Annotated in this window: 22 protein-coding genes; 17 read left to right on the forward strand and 5 right to left on the reverse strand. The window is 62.1% G+C overall.

The window, feature by feature from the left end:
* Positions 1-313: 313 nt before the first annotated feature.
* Entirely contained in the window at positions 314-1,915 is a 1,602-nt protein-coding gene (locus C7S18_RS22550) for an electron transfer flavoprotein-ubiquinone oxidoreductase (protein WP_106893697.1), read from the reverse strand.
* An 83-nt stretch (positions 1,916-1,998) separates the two neighbouring features.
* Between C7S18_RS22550 and C7S18_RS22555 the strand changes: the two genes are divergently transcribed.
* The 3 genes from C7S18_RS22555 (at position 1,999) to C7S18_RS22560 (ending at position 4,846) form a co-directional block, all read left to right on the forward strand.
* On the forward strand, positions 1,999-3,684 hold the full coding sequence (locus tag C7S18_RS22555; RefSeq protein ID WP_106893698.1) for an asparagine synthase-related protein: 1,686 nt from the start codon (positions 1,999-2,001) through the stop codon (positions 3,682-3,684).
* A 31-nt stretch (positions 3,685-3,715) separates the two neighbouring features.
* On the forward strand, positions 3,716-3,889 hold the full coding sequence (locus tag C7S18_RS24650) for a hypothetical protein (RefSeq protein ID WP_170113438.1): 174 nt from the start codon (positions 3,716-3,718) through the stop codon (positions 3,887-3,889).
* A gap of 99 nt (positions 3,890-3,988) precedes the next feature.
* Entirely contained in the window at positions 3,989-4,846 is an 858-nt protein-coding gene (locus C7S18_RS22560; protein WP_106893699.1) for a hypothetical protein, read from the forward strand.
* Between the two features lie 26 nt (positions 4,847-4,872).
* Here the strand turns inward: C7S18_RS22560 and C7S18_RS22565 are convergent, their stop codons facing one another.
* Positions 4,873-5,868, reverse strand: coding sequence for a chorismate transformation FkbO/Hyg5 family protein (locus C7S18_RS22565; protein WP_106893700.1), 996 nt, complete (start codon positions 5,866-5,868; stop codon positions 4,873-4,875).
* Positions 5,861-7,261 carry an NAD(P)/FAD-dependent oxidoreductase gene (locus C7S18_RS22570; protein ID WP_106893701.1) on the reverse strand — a complete coding sequence of 467 codons (1,401 nt, stop codon included), beginning with the start codon at positions 7,259-7,261 and terminating at the stop codon, positions 5,861-5,863. The genes C7S18_RS22565 and C7S18_RS22570 overlap by 8 nt, the downstream gene beginning before the upstream one ends.
* Before the next feature lie 188 nt (positions 7,262-7,449).
* Between C7S18_RS22570 and C7S18_RS22575 the strand changes: the two genes are divergently transcribed.
* Genes C7S18_RS22575 through queD form a run of 10 tightly spaced genes read left to right on the forward strand, consistent with a single transcriptional unit; the run spans position 7,450 to position 18,451 of the window.
* A complete protein-coding gene (locus tag C7S18_RS22575) occupies positions 7,450-7,719 on the forward strand; it encodes a phosphopantetheine-binding protein (RefSeq protein WP_106894153.1) in 270 nt (89 codons plus the stop codon).
* Entirely contained in the window at positions 7,716-8,402 is a 687-nt protein-coding gene (locus tag C7S18_RS22580; protein ID WP_106893702.1) for a hypothetical protein, read from the forward strand. The genes C7S18_RS22575 and C7S18_RS22580 overlap by 4 nt, the downstream gene beginning before the upstream one ends.
* Positions 8,395-8,709, forward strand: coding sequence for an ApeI family dehydratase (locus tag C7S18_RS22585; protein ID WP_106893703.1), 315 nt, complete (start codon positions 8,395-8,397; stop codon positions 8,707-8,709). Before C7S18_RS22580 ends, C7S18_RS22585 begins: the two co-directional genes overlap by 8 nt.
* Positions 8,706-9,650 carry a lysophospholipid acyltransferase family protein gene (locus C7S18_RS22590; RefSeq protein ID WP_106893704.1) on the forward strand — a complete coding sequence of 315 codons (945 nt, stop codon included), beginning with the start codon at positions 8,706-8,708 and terminating at the stop codon, positions 9,648-9,650. The genes C7S18_RS22585 and C7S18_RS22590 overlap by 4 nt, the downstream gene beginning before the upstream one ends.
* On the forward strand, positions 9,601-10,239 hold the full coding sequence (locus C7S18_RS22595) for a LolA-related protein (protein ID WP_106893705.1): 639 nt from the start codon (positions 9,601-9,603) through the stop codon (positions 10,237-10,239). The genes C7S18_RS22590 and C7S18_RS22595 overlap by 50 nt, the downstream gene beginning before the upstream one ends.
* Positions 10,236-12,584 (forward strand): MMPL family transporter, encoded by a 2,349-nt coding sequence (locus tag C7S18_RS22600; protein ID WP_146152075.1) that lies wholly within the window; start codon positions 10,236-10,238, stop codon positions 12,582-12,584. The genes C7S18_RS22595 and C7S18_RS22600 overlap by 4 nt, the downstream gene beginning before the upstream one ends.
* Positions 12,581-13,018, forward strand: coding sequence for a hotdog family protein (locus C7S18_RS22605; RefSeq protein ID WP_106893707.1), 438 nt, complete (start codon positions 12,581-12,583; stop codon positions 13,016-13,018). The genes C7S18_RS22600 and C7S18_RS22605 overlap by 4 nt, the downstream gene beginning before the upstream one ends.
* 6 nt (positions 13,019-13,024) lie before the next feature.
* Positions 13,025-16,486 carry a UvrD-helicase domain-containing protein gene (locus C7S18_RS22610; protein ID WP_106893708.1) on the forward strand — a complete coding sequence of 1,154 codons (3,462 nt, stop codon included), beginning with the start codon at positions 13,025-13,027 and terminating at the stop codon, positions 16,484-16,486.
* Complete coding sequence (gene recD, locus C7S18_RS22615) at positions 16,476-18,095, forward strand: exodeoxyribonuclease V subunit alpha (protein ID WP_170113439.1); 1,620 nt, start codon at positions 16,476-16,478, stop codon at positions 18,093-18,095. Before C7S18_RS22610 ends, recD begins: the two co-directional genes overlap by 11 nt.
* Positions 18,092-18,451, forward strand: coding sequence for a 6-carboxytetrahydropterin synthase QueD (gene queD / locus C7S18_RS22620; protein ID WP_106893710.1), 360 nt, complete (start codon positions 18,092-18,094; stop codon positions 18,449-18,451). The genes recD and queD overlap by 4 nt, the downstream gene beginning before the upstream one ends.
* Before the next feature lie 85 nt (positions 18,452-18,536).
* Here queD and C7S18_RS22625 read toward each other — a convergent pair whose 3' ends face one another.
* Positions 18,537-19,043, reverse strand: coding sequence for a dihydrofolate reductase (locus C7S18_RS22625; protein WP_240623947.1), 507 nt, complete (start codon positions 19,041-19,043; stop codon positions 18,537-18,539).
* Positions 19,044-19,171: 128 nt separating this feature from the next.
* Between C7S18_RS22625 and C7S18_RS22630 the strand changes: the two genes are divergently transcribed.
* Positions 19,172-20,143, forward strand: coding sequence for a helix-turn-helix transcriptional regulator (locus C7S18_RS22630; protein ID WP_106893711.1), 972 nt, complete (start codon positions 19,172-19,174; stop codon positions 20,141-20,143).
* Positions 20,144-20,234: 91 nt separating this feature from the next.
* Here C7S18_RS22630 and C7S18_RS22635 read toward each other — a convergent pair whose 3' ends face one another.
* Entirely contained in the window at positions 20,235-24,044 is a 3,810-nt protein-coding gene (locus C7S18_RS22635) for a CSLREA domain-containing protein (RefSeq protein ID WP_106893712.1), read from the reverse strand.
* Positions 24,045-24,213: 169 nt separating this feature from the next.
* On the opposite strand from C7S18_RS22635, the gene C7S18_RS22640 reads away from it, so the two are divergent.
* The 3 genes from C7S18_RS22640 to C7S18_RS22650 all read left to right on the forward strand — a co-directional run bounded on the left by C7S18_RS22640 (position 24,214) and on the right by C7S18_RS22650 (position 26,464).
* Positions 24,214-25,599: a sigma-54-dependent transcriptional regulator gene (locus C7S18_RS22640; protein ID WP_106893713.1), complete on the forward strand. Its 1,386-nt coding sequence runs from the start codon at positions 24,214-24,216 to the stop codon at positions 25,597-25,599.
* A 136-nt stretch (positions 25,600-25,735) separates the two neighbouring features.
* Positions 25,736-26,059, forward strand: coding sequence for a c-type cytochrome (locus C7S18_RS22645; RefSeq protein ID WP_170113440.1), 324 nt, complete (start codon positions 25,736-25,738; stop codon positions 26,057-26,059).
* Positions 26,060-26,200: 141 nt separating this feature from the next.
* Entirely contained in the window at positions 26,201-26,464 is a 264-nt protein-coding gene (locus tag C7S18_RS22650) for a DUF1161 domain-containing protein (RefSeq protein WP_106893715.1), read from the forward strand.
* Positions 26,465-26,733 lie beyond the last annotated feature (269 nt).

The raw sequence follows: 26,733 nt of genomic DNA on the forward strand, positions 1-26,733 counted from the left end.
CTCAGACCCGGGACGGGCGGAAAAGTTCCGAAAGTGTCGCATCCGACGCCACCGGCCGGCAAGCTTGGTCGACTGGCATCCCACGATCCGCGCAAATCAAGCGAGCTTGCCAAGCGAATCAGTTGCTTAGGGAGCCTCTGAACAAGTTCAGAGGCGATGCGGGCCATGGATGGCCCGCCCGGAACCAAGCACGCAAGTGCTTGATTCTGGGGCAATGAGTCCCGACTCGAAACCCGCGCCCTCCTTGGCCCGCCTCATTGCCGCCGCAGCAACTTGCTGCTGAAGCCGTGCCGAGTCAATGACGGGCTCGGAATTACAGATTCTGGTAATTCGGCCCCGAGCCACCTTCGGGGGTGACCCAGTTGATGATCTGGTACGGATCCTTGATGTCGCAGGTCTTGCAGTGCACGCAATTTGCGGCATTGATCTGCAAGCGCTTGCCGTTTTCATCCTGGGCGATCTCATAGACGCCGGCCGGGCAGAAACGGGTGCAAGGGTTCTGATACTCCTCCGCACAGCGGGTGATGCAAATGTTGGTGTCGGCCACCTTCAGATGCACCGGCTGATCTTCTTCGTGCGCGGTGCTGGCGTAAAACACCGAGGCCAGGCGATCACGTGGCGGCAGCGTTTTTTCGCTGACAAAATCGCGCTCTGGGGGCGTGTAAGTTGCGACCTTTTTCAGCTGCTCCGCGTCGGCATGGTTGTGCAGCGTCCACGGCAGCAGGCCAGCGGTCGCCGTTTCGAGCCCCGAGTTGATCATCCCGAACCATAGGCCTTTGTGGAAACCGGGCTTGAAGTTCCGCACCTTCTTGAGCTCGGCGACAACGGCAGATTGCCGCAGGCGCTGGTCGAATCCGGCGGCGGTCTGCAATTCGTGCCAGTGTTCGGCCGCGAGCATGCCACTGCGCAGGGCTTGGTGGGTGCCCTTGATCTTTGGCACGTTGAGGAGGCCCGCGGTATCGCCGACGAGCATCGCGCCCGGCATCTCGCACTTCGGCAGGCTCTGGTAGCCCCCGGCGGCAATGGCGCGGGCGCCGTAAGACACGACCGTCCCGCCTTCGAGTAGCGGCTTCACATGCGGATGGTGTTTGTACTGTTGGAACAATTCGAACGGCGACAGCTGCGCGTCCTGATAGTCAAGGCCGGTCACGTAGCCGATCGCGACGCGGTCCTTGTCGAGGTGATACAGGAAGCTGCCGCCATAAGTCGCGGTATCCGCCGGCCACCCGAACGTATGCACGATGCGGCCCGCATCCACGCGGCCCGGCGGCAGTTGCCAGAGTTCCTTGATCCCGATCGAGTACGTCTGCGGATCGCAATCGGCGTCGAGCTTGAAGCGCTTGACGAGTTGCTTGGTCAGATGCCCGCGAGCGCCTTCCGAAAAGACCGTCAGCTTGGCGCGAATATCGATGCCGAGCGTGTAACCGTCCTTGTGGCTGCCGTCTTTCGCAATGCCCATGTCGCCGATGCGGACGCCGACGACCTCGCCTTGGTCGCCAAACAGGGTCTCTGCTGCCGCAAAGCCTGGATAGATCTCCACGCCCAGCGCTTCCGCCTGGGTCGCCAGCCAGGCGCACGTGGCGCCGAGCGACACGATGAAATTACCGTGGTTGTTGAGCTGAGGTGGGGTTGGCAGCTTGCGTCCGCCGGTTTTGTTCAGCCACCAGAACTCGTCTTCCTTGGCCGGCACGCAGATCGATGGCGGGTTGTCGCGCCAACCGGGTAGCAAGGCATCCAAAGGACTCGGGTCAATGACCGCACCTGACAAAATGTGCGCGCCGACCGTGGACCCTTTCTCGATCACGCAAACGCTGATTTCGGGGTTCAGCTGCTTGAGGCGGATCGCGGCGGCGAGGCCCGAAGGGCCAGCACCGACGACGACGACCTCATACTCCATCACATCGCGTTCGCTCATGAGCGGGGTCCTGAAGGATTACGGTTGACGATTATCCCACAGGCCCCTTCTTTCGAAACGGGTGCTTGCTGCATCATGTCGAAATGTCCGCTTTTCTGCTCTTGTGCCTCCCCCCATCCGATGCCCGCGCGGACGCCGTTCGCCGGGCCCGACTGTGGTGGCACGCGTATGGCCAGCGCCCGGGTGGGCCGGCCGATCGCAACCCTTGCCGCCAGTACGAGTATCCCGAGGCCGCATTGCTGGTTTGGTCGGGCCATGCATCGTGGTTGCATGAGGTCGATGCAAAGCGCGTGCGCATGCGCGTCTCCAGCCAGCCGTTGGCCGCCGACAATGGCCAAACCAGCGCCCATGCACTCGAACTGACGCGCGACGAGGCCGGCGCGTGGACGCTCGGCCGCGGCTGGCATGCTGAGCGGAACGTCTATTTTCAGGGCCAGGCTGGCCGGTTTGCGGCGGGCAGTTCGCCACGCCTGCTGCTGGCGGGGTTGGGCTTGCCCATTGCTGAGAACCCGGATGCCGTTGCCGCGTTTTTTGCCCATCGTCCCCTCGGTCCGCCGGCATGTTTCTTTCAAGGCGTCCAATGCCTGCGTCCAGGGACCCGCCTCAGCGCCGATCCGACTGGCGCATTTCGGATCAGCGAGCCGGCGCCCATCAACGTTGAGCCAATTGCCGCCCGGACCGACCGGGACTGGTTGCAGGCCTTGGATCAGGCGCTTCGCCGTGCGTTGGGGGACGAGCATCGGCCGGGGTCGCTCGGTCTGATGCTAAGTGGCGGCATCGACTCCAGCTCGCTGGCCGCAGGCCTTGCCGCGACCCGGCAACGCGCGCAATTGTTCACTTGGCAACTGCCACTCGCGCGTTCGGACGAATCCGCATTCGCCGCCAAGACGGCCGCTGCGCTTGGACTGCCATTGACCGTCGTGCCGGCCCATACCACCCCATTCGCGAATCTGGACACGCTACCGATCAATCCGGATGCACCGCTGGCGAATCCCTATCGGGCTTTGAACGACGCGTTGATGCAAGCCGCCACCGATTCGGGGGTAACCACGCTTTTGTCCGGCAATTTTGGTGATCATTTATACCCGGAGCCCCAACTCGCCTGGACCTCCGCTTGGCGCGGGTCCCGCTACGGACTCGCTGCGAGCGCAGGTTGGCACAAGCTGTCCAGGCGTCTCAGGGCCGGGCCCTGGTGGCCGCGTTCGTGGCAGTCCCAACCGCTCGAATCAAGTCCGTTGACACCTTTTGCTGCTGAACTGCTGACGCCGCTGCCGCCGATCGATGTGCCGGATTGGCCGATCGAGGATCACAGTCGGTTGGTCGATATTTTTGCTGCGGCCCCGCGCTTGGATGCTGAAGGGGCCTGGTACTTCGGCTCGGCGTACCCCCTGGAACTGCGTTTCCCATATCGACACCAGGCGCTCCTGGATTTGGCCTTGCAGTGGCCGGTGCATGTTTCTGAGCGACATGGCCAGCGCAAGTGGCTGACGCGCCGATGGCTGAACCAAAAATTGCCCGATGCGATTCGGCTGCGCCCCAAGTCGGGCAGCCTGGCGCCTTGGTTTTGGCACGGTCTGGCTGTGCATCGCGACGCGGTGTTGGCGCGCCTGAACCAACCCAATGCCCGCTGGAGCCGGTATCTTCAGCCCGAAACAGTGCTAGCCTCTATCGATCGGGCGGGATCGGAAGCCGCCGGTCTCCACGTCTGGCAAGCACTTTGCTACGAAATTTGGCATGAGACCGCAATTCGTGACGGAACATTGCGGTAAGATCTCAGGCTGATCCGGGAATCCCTTCACCATGACCAAGTTGAGCCAAATCGCAGCTGATCCTCAGGTGACGCCTGAGCGTCAGGCCTATGTCTCCCCTTGCATGACCGACCTTGGCACGCTGCGCGACCTGACATTGGGCGCCTCCCCTGGCGTGGGCGACTCTGGCGGCGCCGGCACGTTCAAGTGCCCAGGTTGCCCCTGATCCATCGTTTGGACCGCGCGCATCGCGCCGGGCGCGTCGCTCGCAGCAGCGCGATCTCAACCACTGTTTTCGCTAATCCTGGCTCTGAGCGTTGCCGGCATGTTCTGGCTGATTGACCGCGGACGCTCAGGCAGCAGCCTGTTCGTCCATGATATCGCCGGACAACCCGTCGCCTGCCCCTGGCCGCTCTGGGCCAGCGCCCAGCCGATCGCGGCGCCCAACATCCCATTCGAATTTGCTGAGCCGACGCGCTATCTCCGCTGCGACGCCCAACTCGGCGGCCGCACGCGCGCACTGACGTTTGGCGAAAACGGGGGCGGCCAAACCGTCGTGCGCTTTGATCATGGGCTCGAGCTCTGGATCAGCGACGCGATCGTCGTGGCACAAGTGAGCCAAACCACCGCCCAGGGCGACGTGCAAGAAGCGTTGTTAGGGCCGGGATTGCTCAGTCTGCTCGCGACCAAAGGTCTGTTTGCGCTGCACGCGAGCGCGATCTCCGGGCCGTTCGGGCTCGATCTGCTGTTGGGCCCCTCAGGACAAGGCAAATCGACGCTCGCGCGCGTCGCCAGCCAGCAGGGTTGGGCGCGATACGCCGACGATCTGGTCGTGCTGAATTCGGCTGGTGAATTTGCCGGGCCGTTTCCGCAGCTCAAGCTGAATCCGCCGTTCCTGCAAGGCCCAAACCAGCCGACGCTTGGTCGATTGCTGTGGCCGGAGTATCACGCGGGCCCACCCGGATTGGTCGCGCTCCCGCCTGCCGAAGTGCGCAAACGCCTGATTCGCGACAGCGTTGCTGCGTTGATCTTCGCGCCCGCGCAGTTGTCACTGCATCTGAACTGGGTCAGTCGTTTGAGCCAGACCGTGCCTGGGTTCCGACTTTGCCGCCCGCACGTCGACATCGACACGATGCCGTTGGCCACGGCCGATGCCTTGAGCGTGCTGCGCACCGAGCGTTGAGGTCTTGGCCGCTTCTGGGCCTTTTGCTACTGGTGCAAACCGTCGATCTCGATCAGCAAGTCGGCTCGGCAGATGTCGCCACCGACAATGATCCAGGGCGTGTTCGGCAGTGCCGACATTAGCCGCGTCACGCGGTCGAGATGCTCCCGGTGCCGCAAATACACCTTCAGCACGCTCTGTGCGCCGAAACGCACGGGCAGGCGGTCGTGAAATCGCCGTGCATTCTGAATCAGCGAGTTCAGATTGCTCAGCGTTTCATGGAACTGTGCATCGAGATCGCCGACGTGATGGCTTTCGTGGCCGACCACACTGGCGGTGCCAGAGATCAGCAAAGGGCCCTGGCTCAGCAGATGGGCACGCGAGAAACTCGGGCTTGTGGGCCCGTAGCAACGTGGATAGCGATAGGCCGACACTTGCCTGGGATTCTCGATATGGCGGCCGGCTGCGCTCGCAGCGAGCCAATACACCTGGAGGCACGGCGTGTCGTCCTGACGCCCGATGGCAGTCGCTGCGGGTAGCTGCTCGACGCGAAAATCGCCGAGGCCGCTGGCTCGGCCCGTGCAGAAGTGGCGATATCGCTCGGCATCGCCCTGGCCTTCATTGATGCGCGAAAAATAATTCCAGTAACGCAGAATTTGGCTGCCCGGACGTTTTGCCATGAAATCGATAATGCGCTGATAAGCGATCTCGGCCGCCCGCTCGATTGAGCCGGCTTCGCCCTCGTCAATTTCGATGACGCCAAACAGAAACCGCCCATCATCGGCAAAACGCAACGCGCCGTCTTGATGATGTGCCACCGGGCAATCGGTGACCCACAGCTCACAGAGACCAGGCTTTTGGGCGAGTTCCGGCGAGCGCGCCCAAATCGAAAACCCACTATCGATTGTCAGCGCGCCGGTGGCCGGACTCGACTCGTGATAGCGCACCGCCGCGAGCAGCGAATGCGCCGGCACGTCGGCAGGATCGCCGTAGCGCACCAGAAGGGACGGTGCGGGAAACAAGCGCTCGGCGGCCTCAGACATGGTCTTGACTCGTCGTGCCGCCCAAAAACGCCACCTTGGTCTGGCGCTTCAGAAAGCGCAGATGCGGCCATTGCTCTTTCCACATCGCCAACGCGTGCAGATAGTAAATGACCTTGAACAACAGCAGGCGCTTGCGCACGCCGCCATCGCGAAACACGTCGCCAGCCAGCATCGAAATCAGGCCTTCTTCCAGACGCCAGATGTTGCGCGGATTCGCGAACAAGTGGCGCATGGCGGGTGACGTGAAGCGTTCGATAAACCACGAAAACGTTTTGATGCCATGTTGCAGGGTTCGCCAATAGTGCTTTTGCAAGGCTGGCTCGCGGCTTGGTTCTCGCAACACCTGATCGACGAGTTCGGCGCCCAGCTCGGCGCTGTTCATGGCGAGGAACACGCCGCTGGAAAAAATCGGGTCGACGAACGCCGAAGCGTCGCCCACGCTGATCCAGCGCGGCCCGGCGACCGCGCTCAGGGTGTAGCTGTAGTTGCCGGTGGCGTGATGGTTGCCGACAATTTCAGCGGCCTCAAGTCGAGACCAGACATCCGGAATGCTGCGCAGCGTGTCGAGCAAGAATTCGGTGCCGCGCGTCGTCCTTTGCTTCAGGTACTCCGGGTAACACACCGCCCCAACACTCATCAGGTCGTCTGGCAGCGGAATCAGCCAGACCCAGCCGTTCGGAAATCGATAAATGCTGATGTTGCCCGCATCGTCTCCTGGTCGCCTGACGGCGCCACGGAAATGTGCGAATAGCGCTGCGCTCTGGTGCTTCTTGTTCTTCTGCTTGAGCTTCAGTTGGTCGCCCATCAGGGTATCGCGACCGGTGGCATCGACTAAATATCGTGCCCGGATCGCCTCGACACGACCATCGGCGAACCGGACCTGGGCCCGAACGCCGTCCAAGTCGAACGCATCCGGCTGCACCCGGCCACCGATTTGCACCGCCACGCCCGCGCGCCTTGCGTTGTCGAGTAGCACCGCGTCGAACTGATCCCGGCGCACCTGCAGGGCATGGGGCCACGTGGGATTCAGTGAGCGGGCAAAATGAAACACGTTGTAGCCGCGTTCGTTGGCAGCCGGAAAATCGGCGCCGCGTTTGATCACGCCAATCGCCTCGACCGCTTCCAGCACGCCCAGACGCTCCAGAATGGGCATCCCCATCGGCAGCAGCGATTCACCAATGTGAAAACGCGGAAACGCGTCCTTTTCGCAAAGGCACACCCGCCAACCCTTTCGGGCCAATAACGTGGCGATCGTGCTGCCAGCCGGTCCGCCCCCTGCAATCAGGACATCAAATGCGGTCTCGGCGGCGATTGCAGCGGCGGTATCGGCACGGGTTCTGGCAGTATTTTCAGCGGCGGGCACAGGATCAAAATCGGGGCAAATAATGCCCATGATACACTTCACGCACTGAATGCGCGCCGCGGCACCCCGGGCTGACTTGATTGTTGGAGCTTGCTCCACGACAAATCGGTACGAGGCCCAGTCGGGCGGGCGCCGAATGCGAGCCCGGCAGACCCATCTGCGTGCTGTGTCGGTGCTGCCCCTACGGCGCCAAAACTCGAATCGCTTTTAGGTGCATGATGCAAACACAATCCCCAGCCGAGCGCGAGCTGGCTGAGCTCCTGGTTTCCGCCCTGAATCTGGAATCCATCCAGCCCGAACAAATCGATCCTGAGCAGGCGCTGTTTGGCGCCGATCTGGGTCTCGACTCCATCGACGCGCTGGAGCTGGCGTTGGCCGTGTCCAAGAAATATGGCTTTCAGCTGCGTTCCGATAACGAAGATAATCGTCGCATCTTTGCCTCGCTGCGGGCGCTGTCAGCGCACATCGAAGCCAATCGCGCAATGTGAAGATTCTCACTGCTGGCTTGCTGATCGCCTATGTGCTGCTGGCACCACTGGCGCTATGGCACGGGGATCGCGGTTATTCGCCCTGGGTATTGGTGCTGCTGCCGTTGGCGCTGACCCTGATGGCCTGGCAGCGTCGCAGCATGTGGATCTTGGGTTTGGCACTCACGCTCTCGGTCCTGACGCTCTGGCTTTGGCAGCACGGCAATCCCAAGTTGCTGCTGTTCCTACCGCCCATGCTGATTCATGGTTTTCTTGCCTACCTGTTCGGCAGCACCCTGCGCGCCGGACATGAGCCGCTGATCGTGCGCTTTATTCGAATCGTTCACGGACCTGAGCATCCGCCCACCGAACTCATGGTCGGCTATGCGCGCACGGTCACGCTGTTATGGGCGTTGCTATTCTCCAGCCTGCTGCTCATCGAAACAGCCTTGTTCGCGCTGGTGGTGCCGGAAGGGTTGTTGGCGCAATTGGGCTTAGTCTGGTCGACATCACCGCTGCAGGCTGGCCATTTTGCATTCGTCGCGCATGGGCTGAGTTGGTTCGCCATGGCGGCGCTCATGGTGCTCGAATGGCAAGTCCGAAAGCAGCGCTTTCACAATATGCCCTATACAAATTTCGTCGATTTCATCAAACGCGTGATTGAGCATAGCCCGCGCCTGGTCAAGGAGTGGCGTCATGGCTGATCTGCCCGCGTCAACCGCAACCAGTCGCACGCGCTTCGTGGTGCATGCGTGCCATCCTTGTCTGCCGGGGCATTTCCCGGAGCAGCCGTTGGTGCCCGGCGTGGTGATTCTTGAAGAAGTACAACTCGCGCTGCTCGCGCATTGGCCTGGGGCCGCGCCAACGCGCTGGCCGCAAGTCAAGTTTCTGACGCCGCTGCTGCCTGAGCAATGGGCCGACATCGAGCTCACGACTCACGATGCGCTGACGTTCAGCTTCAAAGTACAACGTGATCGCGATGTGATTGCCAGCGGCAAGGTGCAGCGATGAGCGCGGCAGCCGATCCCAAAGTGGACTGGCGGCAGCGCCCGGAGGGCGGTGGGCGATTTGCGCTGTGGCTGATCCGCACCTACGCGCAGTATTGCGGTCGGTCGCTTGCTCGCATCCTGCTGTTGCCGATCACGCTGTACTTCTTCTTCAAACGAGTGCCCGAGCGGCGTGCGTCCCTGGCGTTCTTGAGTCGCGTCCTTGGTCGCCCGGCGGGCTGGCGGGACTGCGCCCGGCATATCCATGCCTTTGCCAGCACCATTCTTGATCGCGTGTTCTTGCTCAGTGGTCAATTCCGTGGTTTTGATATCGATGTGCAAGGACTCGAAGGTCTGCATGCGCATTTGGACATGGGCCGCGGCGTCCTGATGCTCGGCTCGCACCTGGGCAGCTTCGAGGTGCTGCGGGTGCTGAGCCTGCGTCGACCCGATGTGACCGTCCGCGTCGTGCTCGATGTCAAACACAATCCGGCCATCACGAGTTTATTGGCCGAACTGAACCCTGCGGTGGCAGCCACCGTGATCGATGCGGGCCAGGACGGCATGAGCATCGTCATGCAGATCAAGGAAGCGCTCGAGCAAGGCGCGTTGGTTACGCTACTGGCCGATCGCGCAGCGCCGAACGAACCGCAACTCCGACTGCCGTTTCTCGGCGAGCCGGCGCCGTTTCCGCGGGCACCCTGGCAAATTGCGGCAACGCTCGGGGTGCCGATCAGTCTGTGCTTCGGGCTCTATCTCGGTGGCAATCGCTATCGCCTCGTGTTCGAGCGCTTCAGCGATGGCCTCCATTTTGCGCGTAAAGATCGCGATGCCGGCCTGAGGGACATCATGGCCCGCTACGCGGCCTACCTTGAGCAGATGGCGCGCGCGTATCCTTACAACTGGTTCAACTTCTATGATTTCTGGCAAGCGCCTCGTCCTGATTCTGCTCGCACTGAGCCTTGAGTGGCCAAGTGGCGCCGCGTCGGCAACAACGATCGAGTCGCTCGTCGCCGGGCTGAAGCGCGAGCCGCCCGTGCATGAGCCGTTCGCCGAGTTTCGATTCTCGCGCTTCACCAAAAAGCCGGCGCAAAGCCGCGGCGAACTCCAATATCTTGGGCCCACACACTTGGTCCGCGCGGTACAAACGCCGCGACCGGAGCAGAGCACGATCGCCAATGGCATGATTACGATCGAACGTCCGGGGCAAAGCAAACGCCAATACGCCCTCAAACGCGTGCCTGCCCTGGCCGCGCTGTTGGATAGCGTCACCGGTCTGCTGGGCGGCGACCTGGCGCGATTGCAGGCTGGGTTTGCGATCGAATCGAGCGACCTCGAAAGCGGGTTTCGCCTGAGTCTGATCCCGAAACAAGCCGCCATGCAAAAGCGGCTCAGCCGCATCGATGTGCTGGGCCAAGGCCCGCATGTGCATTGCCTTGCTTTTGTCGAGCCGGATCATGAGCAAAGTCTCTTGGTGCTCGGTGACCGCGTGGCCACGTTGCCGGCGGATGTCACCACCGTCGATGCCCTCACGCAGTTCTGTCAGAAACCGTGAGCCATCGGCCTTCGACGTCGCGCTGGCTACGCCTGCTCGGGGCGATTGCAGCGATGGTGCTCCTGGCGCTGATCAGCCTGCCGCGGCTCAAGATCAGTGCTGATCTGCGTGCCTTCATGCCGGCGCCCGAAACCGCGGACGAGCATCTGCTGTTGGATCAGATCGCCGAGGGTCCGGGGTCGCGTCTGCTGTTTCTGAGTATCCAGGGCGCCGATTCCGAAACGCTGGCCGGGCAATCTTTGGCGCTCAAGGACTTGCTGAGTCAACGCGACGACATTCGCTTGGTCGCTAATGGCAGTGAGACGCTGGACGATCTGCCGGAAACGCTGCTTGCTGCGCGCTATCTGCTGACCGATCGCTTCGACGCCGAGCCACTCAACGCAACGCAACTGCACGAGGCGTTATTGGATCGCGCTGCCGAGCTGGCGTCACCTGCTGGCATGTTGCTCGAAGATTGGCTCGGTCGCGACCCCACGCTCGAAGTACTACATCTGGCCGAATCGCTGAGCCCGGATGCGGAGCCGCAGAAAGCGTTCGATGTGTGGTTCGAAACGAAGCCACTTGGCGCCTTGCTGGTGGTGGAGCCGGCGGCTGCAGCATTCGACCCGAACGCGAATCGCCAGTTGCTCGCGGGCATCGAACAGGGCTTTGCGAGCATCGCCACTGGCAGCGCGACCACGTTGACGATCAATGGTCCGGGCGCCTATTCGGTACGGATGGAATCGCGCATTCGCAACGAGGCCAACTTGCTGGGCCTGATTGCGACGATCCTGATGGTGGTCCTGATGTGGCTCTCGTATCGCCGTTGGCGCTACTTGCTGCTTGGTGGCTTGCCTCTGGTCTTAGCAGGCCTTGCTGGTATTTCTGCGGTCAGCCTTGTTTTTGGCACCGTGCACGGCGTGACCCTGGCGTTTGGCTTTACGCTGATTGGCGTCGCGCAGGACTATCCGATTCACCTGCTCTCGCACCTCAAGGGCGATGAGCCCGCGACGGTCTCTGCCGCACGCATCTGGCCGACGTTGCTGACCGGCGTCGCGAGCACGTCGATTGCTTACGTCGCGTTCTATCTGTCGGGTGTGCCGGGGCTCGCCCAGCTTGCGGTGTTCACGGTTACCGGCCTCGTCGTTGCCGCTGTCTGTACGCGCTGGTGGCTGCCGGATTGGGTCGGCGTGCCGAGCGCCGCGAGCCGCGCGCCATGGCTTTCGCGCCTGAGCCGGCACCTGTTGCATTGGCGACGCCTGCGCATCCTCGCGACCGCGGTCAGCGGGCTCGCATTGATCTGGTTGTGGACACAGGGTGGGCCCAGTTGGGAGAACAATCTCGCCCGCCTGTCGCCGTTGCCACAGGCTTGGCTCGATCGCGAAATCGAACTGCGGCGTGCACTGGCGGCACCCGACATGCGGTATTTGCTCGTGCTGCGCGGACCAAATTCGGAATCCGTCCTGCAGTCGCTGGAAGCGCTGTCGCCGGAGCTCCAGCGTGCAGTCGCCGAGGGCAAACTGGGCGGATTTGATCACGCCGCCGAACTGCTGCCGTCAACCGCGTTGCAACTGCAGCGGCAGGCCGCGTTGCCGACGCCGGAACGAGCCCAAGCCTTGTTGGACGCGGCCATCGCCGATACCGATTTCGATCCAGCCGCGTTCTCCGATTTCGTGGCGGACTTGGCCGTAGCAAAAAGCCGCGCGCTGCTTCGACCAGATGCTCTGGCGAACACGCCTCTGGGGCTGCGATTGGCGAGCCTCCTGTGGACGCGCGATGGCGAAACGGTCGCGCTGATCACGTTTCGCGGTCAGGTGGACGCCGACGCGGTGGCCGCGCTCGCGGGCCGTCATGCTGATCTGCATTTCCTGGACCTAAAGCAAGCGTCAGAGGCGATGGTGACGCGCTATCGCCATGCGATTCTGAACAGTCTTCTCTGGGCGGCGCTGGCGTTGGTGCTCGTAATCGGTCTCGCATTGCGCTCCTGGCGCCGCAGCCTTCGCGTCATACAGCCAATGGTGTTCAGCACGATCCTGGTGCTCGCGGTGCTGACCGGGCTTGGGGTGTCGTTGTCGCTGTTTCATCTCATCGCGCTGGTATTGGCTGCCGGTCTTGGCATTGACTACGCATTGTTCTTTGAGGCGGCGCAATCCGAGCCCGATGCTGACCCGTTGGCCAGCTTGCACGGGCTGTTGGTGTGCGCGGTGTCCACGCTGATGGTGTTTGTGCTGCTCGCGAGTTCCAGCCTGCCCGTGTTGCGCGCGCTAGGATTGACGGTCAGCCTTGGCGTGCTGTGCAATTTCGCCCTTGCGCTGATGTTGCTGCAAGACCGATCCGACGCATCGCCCACACCGGAGGCCGCATGAATCTGCCGCAAACCAAGGAAGCCATTGCAGCCCTGATTCCGCATCAAGGCAGCATGTGCCTGCACGATCGCGTGCTCGATCACTCGGCTGAGCGTATTCTTTTGGAAGCCGACGCGCCGCACCCGAGCGCGCATCCGCTGGCGCGCAGTGTCGGCGTCGCAGCGGTGCATCTGGCCGAGTTCGGTGCGCAGGCAATGGCCGTTCATGGCGGGTTGCTGGCCGCGGCCCAGGGTGGCCGGGCGAACCCGGGCTTGCTGGTATCGCTGCGTGATCTGGTGCTCGCCTCCGATCGGATTGAGGTGGTCCAGGGCGCGCTACAGACGGAGGCATCCGTGTTGGCCGTTGGTCCGGGCAGTTGGCAGTACCAGTTCCAGGTCTGCCAGTCCGGCCAGCTTCTCGCCAGCGGCCGGGCCATGGTCATGTTGAAAACCTGAGCGCCCGTGAACCCGCCTTCAGACCAGACCGCAGCCACGCCCGATCTGGGGGGCGCACCGACGTTTTCCCGCTGGCAAGATTTTCCGTTGATCGGGGCGGTGCTGCTGGAGGCAAATGCCGGTACTGGCAAAACGCACGCGCTCGTGCACTGGGTCTTAAGGTTGCTAATCGAGCAAGCCACGCCGATCGAGCAAATCCTGGTCGTCACGTTCACCGAGCGCGCCTGCCAAGAGTTGCGCGACCGTCTGACGCGATTGCTTGAGCAAGCCGAAACCCTGCTTGATCTGAGCGCTGCGGAGTGCCCCGAATCGCATCGCGAGCTCGCCGAGTACTTGGCCGAGCGCGGTGCCGAGCTTGGTGGCACAACACTCCGGCTCCGGTTGCAACTGGCGCGCCAATCGGCCGACCTCGCGCAGGTCAGAACAATTCATGGATTCTGCCAGCAAGCCTTGGCAACGTTTGCCGATCTACGTCCGGAGCGGCTGCAGAGCTTGCCGAGCCTGCTGCTCGAATCGGTCCGCCACACCTGGCGGCAGCTCCTGATCAGCGAGCAGCACAAGCCGTTGCCCCTGCACGCGCTGTATCAAATGCCGGAAGCATTGGCAGCAGAGCTGGCCCCGCTCGCGGAACAGATGTTGCAGCCACCCGCGGCAATCGCTGATCTGGACGGCGAGATCGACCAGCTACTCGCGCATGCGGAGGCGATCAATGCGCATCGTGAATGGCTCGAAACCAACGCCCTGAATGCAAAAGGCGCGATCATCAAATCGGGCGCGCGAAACGCGATTGCAGATCTGCTGCAGATATTCGGCATGGGCGAATGGCACCGCCTGCTGACGCTGAAACCGATCGATCGCGACGACTTCTTCATACAAAAAGCCAAGCCTGAAGTGCAGCAGTCGACCGCGTTATTGGCGGTACTGCGCTTCGATGCCGAGCGCATCGCGCTGATCGAGCGACTGCGCGCGGCATTGCTGCAACGGGCGTTGACAGCTTTTTTTGCCGAGCGCGAGCAATCGCGCGACCGGGATCGAGTTTACTGTTTCGCCGATTTCATCAATCTGATGTGTTTGCGGGTGCAGCAGGATGCGCGGTTCCGCGGGGCCGTTGCGGCGCAGTATCGGCATTGCCTGATCGACGAATTTCAGGATACGGATCAGCGGCAGCTCGACATTTTCCAGTCCTTGTTCGGTTCGCCTAGTGATGCCACACCGACCCGGCTGCTCGGCATGATTGGTGACCCGAAGCAGTCCATCTACCGCTTCCGCGGTGCCGATCTCGATGTGTATCTGCGCCAGCGGGATCAAGCTGGATTGCGCCGGGGCCAGTTATCGAAAAACCATCGGTCGCGACGCGCCGTCGTGCAAGCGGTCAATCGGGTATTTGGTCACGAGCAAGCGTTTTTGGCGGCGACGCTGCGGCTGAAGCCCAGCGACGCGGCACGAAACCCGGCCTGGCACGATCGGCAACACCCGGACGCCGAAGCAGCGCTGGTGCAAGTTGAGATCGATCGTGGTGATCCGCTTGAGGCAGCGGCCGAGTGGCTCAGCCAGACCTTGCAACAGCAGCGCTTTGTTGGCCAGCAGCCGTTGCGTGCGCTGGACTGTGCGATTCTCGTTCGCCGCAATGAGGATGCCGAGGCGATCGTCCGGGCACTGGCCGCCCGCGGTCTCGCCGCCAATGTACGCAAGCGGAGCAGTGTGCTCGAATCTCCGGCGGCCGCCGATTTGGAGTGTTTACTGCAAGGCTTGGACGCCAAGACCGAGCCCGCACGCCGGCGTGCCGCCTGGACAACGCCCTGGCTCGGTTTGGATGCGGCGCAGTGTTTCAATGTGCCCGAGCCGCTTGCGCAAGCGATGTTGCAGCGCATGCGCACCTGGCAAGAACGGATCGCCCGCGACGGACTGTGTTCGGCCCTGGCCGAAGCGCTGCCGCTGGCCAGTGCCGAAGCGTTGCGCATGGGTATGGGTGCGCAGTGGCAGGTCGATAGCGAGCATCTGCTGGGCTTGCTGGCGACGTCTTCCGCATCCGCAGCCGCTGGGCTGCAGGCCTTGGCGTTGCTGCGCTTGGATGGTGTCGAAGATCAGTTTTCGGAAGCGCTGGCGAGTCGGCCCGCGAGTCTGCCAGATGCCGTGACGGTATCGACCATCCACGCCGCCAAGGGCTTGGAGTTTCCCGTCGTGTTGCTGCCAGCCATGGGAAAAGAGACGGGGCAGCGTCGGGATGTCTGGCAGCTCAGCGCACAGGTGCCGCCGCGGCTGCAGCTTGCAGAAGAAGCCGACACCACGTTTGCGATGCGTGCCGAGACGCGCCGTATGGCCTACGTGGCGTTGACCCGAGCGAGCATGATGAACGTGCTGTTTCAGTCCACCGGGTCGCCGTCGACCCTGCTTGATGCGGTCGTTGAAGGTCAGGCAACGAATTGGCAGCATTTCCTGGAACTCGCGGAGCAGGAAACCGCTGGCCTGTTTGTGCGGGAGACTTTTTCGCCGCAGCAGTTGACCCGGCAGGTGGCAACGTTGGGCGACTTGCAGGCACGGGATCGGCAGCCGCCGATGCCACCGTGGCAGATCGCGAGTTTCTCCAGTCTGCTTGGACGCCACCGCGCGAATTCACTTACGGGGCCGCAAGTCGAAGGGCCTGCCGACGACGAACGGGATGAGCCGACACTGCAGGCCGCTGACGACGAGCCGATTGTCGACATCGAGGCTGACGATCCCGTCCTCGCCGAGTTGGCGGGCGCCCGCGGCACGGCGTTCGGCGACGTGGTGCATCGCTTGCTGGAGGCAGCCTTGTTGCGGCCAGAGCGCTGGCCGAGCGAGCGCCAGTTTCGCGAAGCGGAAGCGCGTCTCGACGGCATCGACCCATTGCTCGCGCTACCACGTGCGGCGTTGCATGGGCTACTGCAGCGCGTGCTGCAGACGCCGTTGGCTGGCTTGCCAGCGTTGGCGGCGCTGCGCGCCGACCAGTTTGCGGTCGAGTTCGGGTTTGATTTGCGTGTCGCCGGGTTTCGCGCTGGAGCTTTGGCCGATCTCCTTCGCCAGCATGGTTATCCGGATGCTGCCGAGGTCCTGCACAGTACCGGGACGTGGCAAGGTTTTTTGACCGGCAGCGCGGATTTGCTGATCGAGCACGATGGCCGGTATTACGTCTGCGACTACAAGACAAACTGGCTCGGCCCCAAACTGTTGGACTATCGGAGTGAGTCGCTCGCTGACGCGATGCGCGCGGGGCACTATCGCCTGCAATACGTGTTGTATGCCCTAGCGCTGCATCGGCACCTCGAACAACGGCTCGGCGCACATTATCGACCGCATGAGCAGATTGGCGGGGCGCTGTATCTGTTCGTTCGGGCGCTGGGCCTTGGCACTGACCCGCTACTCGGGCAGTTCATGGCCCCGGTTTCGGCGGATCTGCTGATTGCCTTGTCGGCGCTCTTGGATGCGGAGACTCCGGATGATCGCTAAGCGCCCGTTTTTGCAATCTGCTGATCAGGACGACGCCGTGGCCTTGGCGTTTGCAGCATTCGTGCAGGCAACGAATCCAGACCCCGGGCTGGTTGGCGCTGCATTCCTCGCGGCCCGCGCCGAGCAGCAGGGCGATATTGGCGTCGATGTGGGCGCATTGGAAGGCGAACAGGTTCATCTGCCGTCGCTTGGGCAAGATCTCGATTTGCGTGCTTGCCTTGATGCAGTTCCGGCTGACCACCCGTGGTTGGTCCGCGACCTGGGCGATCGCCTCTATCTCAGGCGCCAGCATGCTCAGGAAACGCGCGTGGCCAGCGCCCTGGCAGCGCGCCTTTCAGCACCGCCCACGCCGCTAGCACCTGCCGCTGACACGTGGTTGCAGCAAACCGCGGCGTCGTTGGACGCATTCAGTCGGGTGCAACTGGACGCCGCGCGCGCAGCCGCGCAATCGTCCTTGTTTGTGCTGGCTGGTGGACCGGGCACGGGCAAGACGCGGAGCATCGCGCGAATTCGTATGACGCTATTGCGCCTGGGGCCAAACCAGCGGGTGTTGTTGGCGGCGCCAACGGGAAAGGCGGCACAACGTCTGCGCGACTCGCTTAAGCAGCTGGCGCCTTTGGACCCAGACACTGCCGCGCTACCGATTCAGGCGACGACCGTGCATCGGTTACTACAGCAGACGTCGACCCTGGAGTTGGCTGACGCGCTGATCATCGACGAGGCGTCGATGCTCGACTTGGCGCTACTCGATCGTCTCCTCTGTCTGCTGCCGATGCATACGCGCCTGATCCTCGTTGGTGATCCCGACCAATTGGCGTCTGTCGAAGCGGGACGTGTGCTGGCAGACCTGATTGAGCACCTGGCCGAATACGATCCCGGGCAGCATCAACACCGGCGGCTTCGGCACAACTTTCGTGCTGAGGCCAGTCTGCAGCCCCTGGCAAACGCGGTCCTTGAGGGTGACGTTCAAGCGTTTCGCGATGCGCTCGAGGTGCCCTTGAGCCCGGCGACTTGTGTCGAAATGGCGGACGCGGAGGCGCTGCAGCAATGGCTGGGTAGATCGTTAGCAGCCAGGCTGCAGTCGGGTGCCGTTTGGAATCGCGATCTAGGATTGCTCTGCGCGCTTCGGCGCGGTCGCTTCGGCGCCGAAGGGCTCAACGCTTGGTTGTCTTCATCCTGGCCAAGCTGGCCAAGTGCGGACGCAGGCGAGCCGATTCTACTGACCGAGCACGCGGACGAAATGGATCTGTGGAATGGCGATCTGGGTTGGCTGCGAAGCGAGGCCGGGGTTCAATACTTCGAGATCGGCAATCGACGCCTACCCGCGTCGCTGCTGCCGCGGCATGAGCCCGGGTTCGCGTTGACCGTACACAAAGCCCAGGGCAGCGAGTTCGATACCGTCGTGCTGGTGTTGCCGAACCGGGTGAGTCCGATTCTGAGCCGGGAGTTGCTCTATACCGGCATCACCCGCGCCCGGAAGCAGGTGGTGCTGGTTGGCAGCGCTGCGGTGCTGGAGGCGGCGCTTGGCAAGCCCAGAGTCCGGAGCAGCGGCCTCTACGCGCGTTTGCGCTTGAATGCCCAGGTTCCAGGGGCTAAGGTGGCACCATGAACCTGTTCAAATCCTTCCGCATCGAGGCGGCGCATCGCTTGCCCAATGTTCCGGCCGGGCACAAATGTGCGCGCCTGCATGGGCATTCCTTCGAGATCGAAATCCACGTCGACGGACCGGTAGATCCCCATACCGGCTGGGTCATCGATTTTGCCGAGATCAAAGCCGCGTTCAAGCCTTACTATGAGCAACTCGATCACCACTACTTGAACGATATCGATGGCCTCGAGAACCCGACCAGCGAAAACCTCGCGCGCTGGATTTTTGACAAGTTGAAGCCGGTGTTGCCGTTGCTATCGGAAGTCGTCGTTTACGAAACGTGTACCTCCGGCTGCCGGTATCGCGGCGACGGTTGATGGTTGCGCCGCCAGGAACCAAACGCGAAAGTGCGTGACTCGGCGTACGCCTGAAGGTCCAGGATGGGCCGATTCAGACCCGTTTTCAGGGTTCGACACGCCGATAATCGGCAAACTGAAATCCAAACGCGTGGTGGTCATCAGCGGCGTGCTCGGTGGATCGTTCGAGTTGCCAATCTGACGCCGAAAAGGCGGGGAAGTAAGTGTCCGCCTGCGTCAACGTGGTGTGCACATGGGTCAACGCCATGAAGCGGGCGAGCGGCAGGCACAGCGCATAAATCTCGCCCCCGCCTATCACCCAAAGCCGCTCAGAATCGCAATGCGCCAGCGCCGTTGCGAGATCCGGTACCCGGGTCATGCCGGCAAAGGGCACTGCGTCATGGCGTGACAGCACCAAGTTCTGCCGCTTGGGCAACGAACGCCCCAACGACTCTGCGGTGCGCCGGCCCATGAGGATGGTTTGCCCCTGAGTCAGCGCTTTGAAGCGTTTCAGATCGTCCGGCAGGTGCCAGGGCAGCTGGTTGTCAAATCCGATGGCGCGCGCCGAGTCGAGCGCGGCGATCAGGGCGATTTCTGGGGGTCTTTGCATCATCCGCGCATTGAAGCACACGCCAGAAAACAAGAATACTGGCAAACTCAGAGTCGTTGAAATCCCTTGCGCCGGTGGCCTGAAACACCCTGTGCGCCGTTTGTTCTGATCACTTTTTGCACCTATCCAACATGGACCGTTACGAACGAATTCTCAAACTGCACCGCATCCTCAAAGTGGCCCGACTGCCGGTATCGCAGCAAAGGCTGATGGATGAGCTCGAGTGTTCGCGCGCAACGCTGTATCGCGACATCGCGTTTCTGCGCGATGGCCTGGGCGCGCCGATCGACTCGCACGACAACACCAGTTCCATCTTCTACAACCAAGACGAGGCCGAGACATTCGAGTTGCCTGGTCTGTGGCTGTCCAGTAGCGAACTCGAATCATTGATGGCCATGCATCAACTCTTGGCGCGCTCCAGCGGCGAAGTGCTGAGTGGTGCGCTGGCGCCGTTGCGAAGCCGGATCGAGCGATTGCTCGATGAGCAGTACCAGGGCAAACGTTTTCCCATCGAACGGGTGCGCGTGACCCGGGCGCTGTCCCGGCAGATCGATGAAACCGTGTTCCGACGTGTCGCGAGCTCGGTGTTGGAGCGGCACCAGTTGAAGTTCCGCTACCGCGCCCGCAGTACCGGGTCGGAGACCGAACGAACCGTGTCGCCGCAGCGGCTCACCCACTATCGCGAGAATTGGTATCTCGATGCGTTCGATCCTGACCGCGACGCGCTACGCAGCTTTTCACTCGATCGGATTGTCGACCCGACGGTACTCGACAAAACCGCGATCGACGTGGCCGATGCCGAGCTCGATAAGCAGCTGGCATCGAGTTACGGCATTTTTTCCGGTCCGCCCAAGGCTTGGGCGACGATCCACTTCTCAGCCAAGGCGGCGCGTTGGGTGGCCGAGGAGCACTGGCATTCCAAGCAAGAGGGCCACTTCTTGCCCGACGGTCAGTATGAGCTCCGCGTGCCTTACTCAAACGCGCGCGAACTGTTGATGGACGTGCTTCGGTACGGGCCCGACGCCCAGATCATTGCACCCGTGGCGCTGCGCGAAGAAGCCAAAATCCAACTGCGTCTGGCACTCAGCGAGTACGAGGCCTGATGCGACGGTAAGCGCTGCACGTGTCTGATCGGGGCGGGACGTTGTTCACGTGGACAGGCGCCAATCGGCAACCTGCCCACGCGTCGCGCGCTTACTCAAAACTGTTGGCAAACAGAGTATCCGGCAACACGGCTTGAAGGCAGTTTGAAAACTCGGACGTGCCGTCGCTGCCAGTGACCGTTGCCGACACAAAGACTGGGTTGCTCCCCAACGAGTCGGGCACGCTCACGCTAAAGCTCTCCTGACTGGTCGAGAAATTCACGCCTTGCACGTGGACCAATTGCTCGGCTTCATTGCGCAAGGTGTTGTTGCAACTGCGGCTCAGGTAAAACGCGAGGTTTCGAGCCTGGGTGACGGGGTTACCCACATCCAAATTGCCGCTGACCGTGATCGTGCCGTTGCCGGGGTCCGGTATCGCAATGGTCAGCACCGGAGCGTTCTGCAGGCTGTTTGGTCCGGAGTCGAGATCATCGACATCGTTCGGCGTCACGCCATCCGTATCCGTGCCATTCGCACTGAGGTCGATCGACAAACCCGTCTGGCCAACGAATTCATTGCCGAACAGACTGTTTGCCTGCGATCCCGGTGCGGTGCCCTGTTTTAAGACGATGCCGCGTTCGTTGAAGCGGAACACATTGGCCTCAAAGCCCGGGCCGCCGACATCCAGCAGGTCAACGCTGCTGAGTTCCAACGCGGTGCCGCTGTTGCCGTGATCCGACACCCCATCTGGTCCAACCCCAAACAGATTGTTGTTGATCGCACTCGAGTTGGCGGAGAACTCAGCGATCCGCACCGCAAAGCCTGCGCTGTTGCCGAACAGATTGCGATCCGCCAGATTGCCGCTGCCGATTTCCACTTTCTGACTGAGCGCCGACACCGCATTCACGTTTCCATTGGCGCTACCGTCCGGCGCTATGCCGAACCAGTTGCCACGGAGCACCAGCGATTGCTGGCCGGCGCAATTGATGGTGTCTTGATTGGTCGCAATGGCCGGGCCCTCGGCGCCGACGAATGCCAGCCCCCTAACCTCGATGCGCTCAGCCGTGCACGTCCTGAGAATATTGGCCTGGCTGCCGCCGTCGATTGCTACCTTGATGACCGCATTCGACCCCAGCGCGGCGCTGTTCGGGCTGGCGCCAGGTTCGGTGTAGGCATCGATCGTGAGGTTCTCGGTAATGATGGGTAACAGGCTCGTCAGGGGAATGGTGTGCGGACCATCGCCTGGAATACTGAAAATGATCTCTTGTGGTCCAGCGGTGCTGTTGGCGAGCGTAATCGCCTCGCGCAGCGAGCAATGGGTCCCATTGCAGGTGCCATCCGACGTATCGGTTGTCGTGTTGACCGTGAACTGCTCGATCGGGTCAGCCACGACGCGGCACGCAGAAAACTCGGAGGTGCCATCCGGCCCCGTGGCGAGCGCCGTGATGAACTGGCCGACATTGACGGGGTCCTTCGTGTCGATGACAAACTCAAAGCTCTCGCCGGTGGTCTGGGTAAGATTCTGCGTGAGCACAGCGAGCAAGCGATCGCCTTCGCCATTGCCACTGCTGTCACATGAGGAATTGGCATAGATGCTGATCTGATAGGGCACATTGATCGTGGTGGTGGTGACATCCAGGCTGCCTGCCACACGCACGCCAGTTGGCGTTTCAAAGGCTTCTGAGATCACCGGGAAATTCTGACCGCTGTTGGCGCCAAAATCGACGTCATTGCTGTCATTCGGCGAGACGCCTGGACTGTTGCCAAAATCGACCGCGAGTCCATCCTGGTCTAAGAACCGGTTGAAGGGGAAGAAAGCCGGGCCTGGGTTCGCGTCAGCGCGCGCACGAATTCCGACGCTGTTGAATCGGAATAAATTCGGAGCAGTCTCAGATCCAATCTGGAGGTTCAGCGGCCCGCCATTCAAGCCACCATCGAATTGAACGGCAGTGCTTTGCCCGCGATCCAGCGTACCGCTCTTGTCGGTGCCAAACAGGTTGCCCAGGATCTGCATGCTGAGCGCCAGATCATCGACGCGAACCCCGCCTGCCGCAAAGACGTTGCGATCCTTCGGGTCCGTGCCGCCGATCACGGCATCGGCACCCGACAGATTGACGCCGCCCTGACTCGCCACGGCAGTTACGCCGTCGGTTTGTAGGCCAAAGAAGTTTCCGATGACCTTCAGACGGGCCTTGTTGCCAATTGGGCACGTCGTGACAAAGTCTAAATTCGGCCCCCCAACCGGGTTCGCGCCAGTGAAGGCGAGTCCACGAATCACGACATCGTCGGCGCACACGCGCAGCAGGTATTCAGGACTCAACGCCTGGCCGTGGATGCGGATCCGGGGCACGGCATTGCTGACGACCGGGTCAGTGTTGACGCTGGTACCGGCCTGCGAGTAGCCATCAATCGTCAGGGTCTCGGTGATTTCAGGGAGCGGCGCCGTCAGCGTGATCAATTGTTCGGACGTACCGGCAACCGGGATCGCAAAGCGCACGCCATCGGGCCCGGGTCGGTCATTGGCGGCAGTGATCGCTTCGCGCAGACTGCAGTGCGTATTGTCGCAGCCCGCGGCATCGGTCAGGTCATTCGTGCTGTTGACGGCAAACCCGGAGACGCTATCGATGTTGACGCACTCCGAGAACGGTGACGTGCCGTCCGGCCCGTCTACCGTCATCGTCAGCACGTACCCGACCGGAATGGTAATGCTCGGCGTCACATTGAACGCGAATGTCTCATTGGTGTTGCCGCGGATCGCCACGTCCTGGATACCAAGGAACAGTTCACCCTCTCCGTTGCCGCTGATATGGCAGCCGAACGATGCATACAGGCCGAGCCGATACAACTGCGGGGTGACCGACACGGGGGCATCGATCCGGCCTTCAATGTGGAGACCGCCGCTGATTCGTGAGACCGCCGAGATTTCCGGGTAGTTGGCCAGGCCGTTTGGGCCGGAATCGGCGTCGTCTGGGTCATTCGGCGGTACCGCAATGCCGCCGTCAAAGGTAATGGGAATCTGGTTCGAATCCTGGATCACGTTGGCGTACAGCTGATTGTCCACGCCGCTCCCGCTCAATCGTATGGCAATATTGTTGAAGCGAAACCGATTCGGCGCCGCCGTGGTGCCAACCCGCACATTCGACGCGCTGATCGAAACCGCCGTGGTGTTGCCCAGGTCGACCGCCCCGGTTTCGCTCATGCCGAACAGGTTGCCGACGATGAACGTATTCACCGCGGCATTGTTGACTTGAATCCCGATGCTGTTCTTGCCGAACGCGTTGCGATCGGCCAGCGCCGTGGAGCCCACATTAGCCAGGGTATTGTCCAGACTGAGGCCGGAGTTGTTGCCCAGCGTCGCGTTGTTGGTGCTGTTCATCCCGACGTAATTGCCGTGAAACGCGGCGCCCGTGAGCGCCGACGGGCATGCCGCGCCAGCATTGGTCTTCCCGAAGCGAACCGCGGTACGGGTCCCCACGAAGCCGGTCAGGATCAGGCCGCGAATGGTCGTGTTGTTGGCGCAGACTGAGAGTCCAACTGCCGGGGCGCCAGCGGCGCCGCCGTCCAGCCGAATTCGAAGATTGGCGTTGCTGAAGGTCGGATCGGTGTTGTCTGACGTGCCATTCTGACTCTGCCCGTTGATCGTGAGCGGCTGGTTGATCGTCGGCAGCACCGTGTTTGGCCGGATCAGAATCTCGCCGCGCGCGGGAAGCGCGATCGCGAAATTGATGGTATCGGCAGTTGTCGTTGCATTGGCCGCCGTAATGGCTTCACGCAGACTGCAATGGGTGGTGTTGCAGGTGCCATCGTCGGCATCGTCGGCACTGTTGACGACCAAGGTTGCCGCCTGGGCGACACCAACACTGGCGCAAAGAAGGACCGACAGTGCGCCCTGCAGGCGCACCTTACTGATTGGCTGGGACATAACGACTACCTGTACGTGTAACGTCACCGTAGTGCGGAAGAAATCCCGTCACCACTAACCAAAGACAGGAACTCGACCAGGCGCGATCGACTGAACTCGGGGTGACCAGACCCAAAAGGCGTGATCGCCCCGGATTGCCTAAATGCCACGCTTGCGCTTGAATGCAGCTATGACTGGCGCTCACATTCTTGTTGTCGACGACGAACCCGATATCCGCGGCATGATCGAAGAGATCTTGCGCGATGAAGGGCATCGGGTAACCGCAGCTGGCGATTTGGCTGGTCTCAACCAAGCGCTCGCGTCGGGTCGCCCGGATGTGCTGCTGCTGGACGTTTGGCTGCCAGATGGCGATGGCGTGGCATGGCTACGGGACCGCCAGGCCGCCGGTGGTCTGGCCTGCCCGGTATTAATGATCTCCGGGCACGGCACCATTGAAACTGCGGTCGAAGCGGTCAAGCATGGCGCCTATGACTTCCTTGAAAAGCCGGTATCGCTCGCCAAACTGCTGCACGGTGTGAATCGTGCATTGGACCTGGCCAAGCTTCGCCGCGAGAACGAGGGGCTCAGAAAGCAAGTCGCCTTGGATGCCCCGGTTGGCGACAGTTTTGCCATGCGCACGCTCCGCGCGCAGTTGGAGCGAGCCGCCGCGAGCGATCTGCCGGTGCTGATTCGCGGCGAGGTGGGCACGGGCAAAGAGACACTGGCGCGCTTCGTGCACGCTGCAAGCAGTCGGGCCGCCAACGCGTTCGTGCGCTTCGCGGCAGCGTCACTGCCTCCTGAGCAACAACGCGTGGCCCTGTTCGGTGCCGAAATGGACAGCGTTATCAAACCGGGCGTGTTGGATCAGGCCCAAGGTGGCACGCTGTACCTCGATGAACTGATGGCGCTTGGTGAGGAAGTGCAGGCGCGGTTGTCCAAGGCGCTGGAGGCGGGACAGTTTCTGCGCGATGGTGGCAGTCGACCGCAAAACATCAATTTCCGACTGATCGCGTCCAGTTCGCGTGCCTTGGAGCGCGAGTTGCAGGCCGGACAGCTTCGCGAGGATTTGTATTACCAGCTCAACGTGCTGCAGGCGTCGGCCCCGCCGCTGCGTGACCGCCTGGACGATATTCCGGTACTGGTCCGCTATCTGGTCGACCTGATGGGCCGACGCGATCAACTGCCCGAGCGGCGTTTTACCGACGCGGCCTTGCAGGAGCTCCGCAAGCACCAATGGCCGGCCAATTTGCGAGAACTTCGCAATCTGCTGCAACGCGTGTTGATTCTGGGGCAGGGCGATGTCGAGGTCGAGGAAGTGCAGGCGGCCCTTGGCCTGCTGGTGCCAAATGGGCAAGCCAAGGCCAGCAATGAGGCGCCCATCGATCTGGGCGTCAGTCTGCGCGACGCTCGCGATCAGTTTGAGCGCCTGTATCTAATGCGACAAATGAAGCGCTGTGGCGGCAGCATGAGCAAGCTGGCGGCTAGCGCGGGGATGGAGCGCACGCATCTGTACCGCAAGTTTAAGGATCTGGGGATCGATCCAAAGGCGATGGATTTGGACGAGACGGCGGGCTAGTGTCGTGTTCTCCGCTGGCGGCATGGGCGCGACTGCTCGTCAGGGAGGGAATATGTGGCAGCGTTGGTTGGCACCTCGCAAACGTAGCAGTCGCCCGTGGCTGAGCACGGTTCTATGGCCTTTGGTTGGTCTACTCATGACCAGCTCCGGCCTGGCTCAGGCCACAAACAGCGCGAATGCGGACCCGGGTCGCGCGGTTTACGACGCCCAGCATTGCGTGCGATGTCACGCCTTGGCGGGCAAGGGGAACCGGTTGCGCCCGCTGGACGACGTCGGCCTTCGGCTCGACGCGGCAGCGATTCGGGACCGCGTGACGGCAGGCCCTTCGGTCGCCGACCAACTGGATAAGCGGGCACTCATGGCCAAGCAGAAATTCGCAAGATTGCCTTCAGCCGACTTGGACGCGCTCATTGCGTTTCTGGTCAAGCAGCAGGCGCCCGCGCCAACTGCGCCGAAGTAGCAACGCTCCAACCATCAGCAAGCACGCGGCAAATCGCCACAACTTCGCCCTGATTGGTGATTGCGCCGTCATTTGTTCCAGGCAAGATGCGGTATGCGTTCGATAGCGCCCCGCTATCGATCAGACTGACCGGAGAACTCCATGCGTATTGCCCTGACCCTGATTGCCGCCTGCCTGCTGGCCGGCCAAGCCCATGCTGCCAAAGACTGCAACGAACTCAAGAGTGAGATCGAAGCGAAGTTGAACGCAAAAGGGGTGCAAGACTATTCCCTCGAGATCATCGCCGCCGCCGACGAGGCGAGCAATGGTGGCAAGATTGTGGGCAGCTGCGGCGGCGGCACGCAACGGATCGCCTATCATCGCCCGGCCAAGACCGACACGGCAGCGGCTGCGCCACAGCAGTAAGCCCTGCGCGCAGCGGGTGTGGGAGCGGGTGTGGGAGCGGCTTCAGCCGCGAACCGATCTTGCCGCAAGTTTGGTTCGGGCCTGAAGGCCCTCCCACAAAAGGCAACGCGACCTGCCCCAAGCGAAGTTTGGAGCGATGTTCTTCGTTGGATCGATGGCTTTTGTGGGAGCGGCTTCAGCCGCGAACGGGGCTTGCGGCGATGTTAGTTCGGGTCTAGCGGCCTTCCTGCACCATGCGAGACAAAAACCCACCCTCGCTTTCGCAAGGG

Source organism: Ahniella affigens, from assembly GCF_003015185.1.
Taxonomy (GTDB): domain Bacteria; phylum Pseudomonadota; class Gammaproteobacteria; order Xanthomonadales; family Ahniellaceae; genus Ahniella; species Ahniella affigens.

Coding starts and splice junctions, on each gene's coding strand:
- C7S18_RS22650 (WP_106893715.1), top strand. CDS start 26,201: ATGCGTATTGCCCTGACCCTGATTGCCGCCTGCCTGCTGGCCGGCCAA.
- C7S18_RS22585 (WP_106893703.1), top strand. CDS start 8,395: ATGGCTGATCTGCCCGCGTCAACCGCAACCAGTCGCACGCGCTTCGTG.
- C7S18_RS22560 (WP_106893699.1), top strand. CDS start 3,989: ATGTTCTGGCTGATTGACCGCGGACGCTCAGGCAGCAGCCTGTTCGTC.
- C7S18_RS24650 (WP_170113438.1), top strand. CDS start 3,716: ATGACCAAGTTGAGCCAAATCGCAGCTGATCCTCAGGTGACGCCTGAG.
- C7S18_RS22630 (WP_106893711.1), top strand. CDS start 19,172: ATGGACCGTTACGAACGAATTCTCAAACTGCACCGCATCCTCAAAGTG.
- C7S18_RS22550 (WP_106893697.1), bottom strand. CDS start 1,915: ATGAGCGAACGCGATGTGATGGAGTATGAGGTCGTCGTCGTCGGTGCT.
- C7S18_RS22575 (WP_106894153.1), top strand. CDS start 7,450: ATGCAAACACAATCCCCAGCCGAGCGCGAGCTGGCTGAGCTCCTGGTT.
- C7S18_RS22565 (WP_106893700.1), bottom strand. CDS start 5,868: ATGTCTGAGGCCGCCGAGCGCTTGTTTCCCGCACCGTCCCTTCTGGTG.
- C7S18_RS22645 (WP_170113440.1), top strand. CDS start 25,736: ATGACCAGCTCCGGCCTGGCTCAGGCCACAAACAGCGCGAATGCGGAC.
- C7S18_RS22605 (WP_106893707.1), top strand. CDS start 12,581: ATGAATCTGCCGCAAACCAAGGAAGCCATTGCAGCCCTGATTCCGCAT.
- recD (WP_170113439.1), top strand. CDS start 16,476: ATGATCGCTAAGCGCCCGTTTTTGCAATCTGCTGATCAGGACGACGCC.
- C7S18_RS22555 (WP_106893698.1), top strand. CDS start 1,999: ATGTCCGCTTTTCTGCTCTTGTGCCTCCCCCCATCCGATGCCCGCGCG.
- queD (WP_106893710.1), top strand. CDS start 18,092: ATGAACCTGTTCAAATCCTTCCGCATCGAGGCGGCGCATCGCTTGCCC.
- C7S18_RS22595 (WP_106893705.1), top strand. CDS start 9,601: ATGATTTCTGGCAAGCGCCTCGTCCTGATTCTGCTCGCACTGAGCCTT.
- C7S18_RS22640 (WP_106893713.1), top strand. CDS start 24,214: ATGACTGGCGCTCACATTCTTGTTGTCGACGACGAACCCGATATCCGC.
- C7S18_RS22590 (WP_106893704.1), top strand. CDS start 8,706: ATGAGCGCGGCAGCCGATCCCAAAGTGGACTGGCGGCAGCGCCCGGAG.
- C7S18_RS22570 (WP_106893701.1), bottom strand. CDS start 7,261: ATGGGCATTATTTGCCCCGATTTTGATCCTGTGCCCGCCGCTGAAAAT.
- C7S18_RS22635 (WP_106893712.1), bottom strand. CDS start 24,044: ATGTCCCAGCCAATCAGTAAGGTGCGCCTGCAGGGCGCACTGTCGGTC.
- C7S18_RS22625 (WP_240623947.1), bottom strand. CDS start 19,043: ATGATGCAAAGACCCCCAGAAATCGCCCTGATCGCCGCGCTCGACTCG.